The organism is uncultured Enorma sp. (assembly GCA_905210055.1).
In the GTDB taxonomy this organism is placed as follows: Bacteria; Actinomycetota; Coriobacteriia; order Coriobacteriales; family Coriobacteriaceae; genus Enorma.
In genome coordinates this window covers 1-1,633 of record CAJLVH010000225.1, presented here as the reverse complement: position 1 = coordinate 1,633, position 1,633 = coordinate 1, and the positions used below count along the sequence as shown (strand labels likewise).

The following is a 1,633-nucleotide window of genomic DNA, read 5'->3' as shown; positions in this document are numbered from 1 at the left end:
CCCCCGTCCCCTTTGGCTGGCGAAACCCCCGGAGTGATTTTACGTGCATCCTACTGATAGGTCTCGATGAACGCTGCAGACGGTTTTCAAAAAGACGATGAGCTCGGGCGCTACCTTGCTGCGCTCGAGCGCGATGCCTGTTATCGCGTGGTGCGCCCGCTTGGCTCCACGTTAGATAGTAGTTCGGTAGGAGATGGCGCCGCCAATACGGAACTCGTCTTGTTCGAGGGCGCGAACGGCGCCGCGCTCGGTCCGTTCGTGCGCAAGCGCATGCCACGAAGCGAAGGGCTGGGGAGCGCGTATGAAGCTCTCTTCGAGCTGCAGCAGGCAGGCAAGCGCTTCCGTCATCTCCCGCGCATCTTGGATTGCTATAGAACATCCGACGAGCTCATCGTCATATCTGAATACATCGAGGGTGCGACGCTTAAGGAGCTCGCGCATCGCGATGGCGGAGGGCTTGCGTTCGCGTGCGTGGCGTTTCCCGCCGTGTGCGATGCTGTGGCGGAGCTGCATGGGCTTGCGAACCCTCCGATCATCCATCGCGACGTGAAGCCTGCCAATATCATCGTCTCGAATACGCCGGATGGCATCACGGCGACGCTCATCGACTTTGGGATCGCGCGTCGCTACCGCGAGGGCACCGGCGCGGATACGGTGCGCTTTGGCACGCGCGCCTACGCACCGCCCGAGCAGTTCGGTTTCGGGCAGACAGACGTGCGAAGCGATGTGTATGCGCTCGGCATGGTGCTTCTCTTTTGTCTGACGGGGAAGGAACCCGCAGGGCAGCCAACCGCAGAGACGCTGGCAGCTCAGGCGATTGCATCCGATATCGCTGCAATTGTGCTGAAGGCGACGGCATTCGACCCTGCGGCGCGCTACGCAGGCGCCCGCGAACTCAAGGAGGCGTTCTGCGCGGCGGCATCTGCGGAAGAAAGAGATAGGTCGCACACTGCTTCCCGGAATGTCCAGGAGGAAGTCGTTCTGCCGCCTGTGAACGTGGATGAAGGCGGCATCGAGAGGCGTGCTGCCAAGGGACATGGTGGGCGCATCCCGCTTTGGGCTGCCTGGTGCTGGGATGCGCTGCTCGTGCTTTGTGCCGTGCTTTTCGTGGGGCAGGCGGTTGAGGGAACCATCAGCCCGGAGGGCAACCTGATCGGTAAGCCGCAGTGGTACAACGTGGCGCTCAACTGGTTCATCGTGCTGCCGATCGCGTGGGCGGCCCTCTTCTTTCTGCTCGATCGCCGCCCGCTCGCAAGGCTGCTGCCGATGTTCGCACATCGCACGCGCCTTCAAGATGCCAAGGTGCTCGGGATATATCTCGTGGTGGTAGTCGCGGTGGTGCTCTTCGCTCGCATCGTCGCAGGATTCTAGCGGTCATCGGGATCCCCGGCGCGTTACTCCGGCAGTCCCTTGCCGCACGAGGTGCAGAACTTCGCGCTCGCACTGCCGACAGGTTTGCCGCAATACGGGCAGAAGCGCTTTCCTTGCGATTCCTGCGATTGCCCTTGCACGTTCGAAGCGTCCGATGAGGTCGGCGCGGGCACCGCGCTATCCGGGACGTTCATGCCTCCCGCGACAGCCGCGCCACCTGCGGGGGCAGAACCTCTCGATGCGGGAGCCGCCTGCGCAGCCG

The 1,633-nt window shown here is 63.1% G+C and carries 2 protein-coding genes; one reads left to right on the top strand and one right to left on the bottom strand.

Going from position 1 to position 1,633, the window contains the following annotated elements:
- The first annotated feature begins 66 nt into the window (after window positions 1–66).
- Window positions 67–1,371 (top strand): serine/threonine-protein kinase, encoded by a 1,305-nt coding sequence (locus QZ079_RS09420; RefSeq protein WP_297037580.1) that lies wholly within the window; start codon window positions 67–69, stop codon window positions 1,369–1,371.
- 23 nt (window positions 1,372–1,394) lie between these two features.
- Here the strand turns inward: QZ079_RS09420 and QZ079_RS09415 are convergent.
- A partial coding sequence (locus QZ079_RS09415) for a zinc ribbon domain-containing protein (RefSeq protein WP_297037579.1) occupies window positions 1,395–1,633 on the bottom strand: 239 nt, incomplete at its 5' end.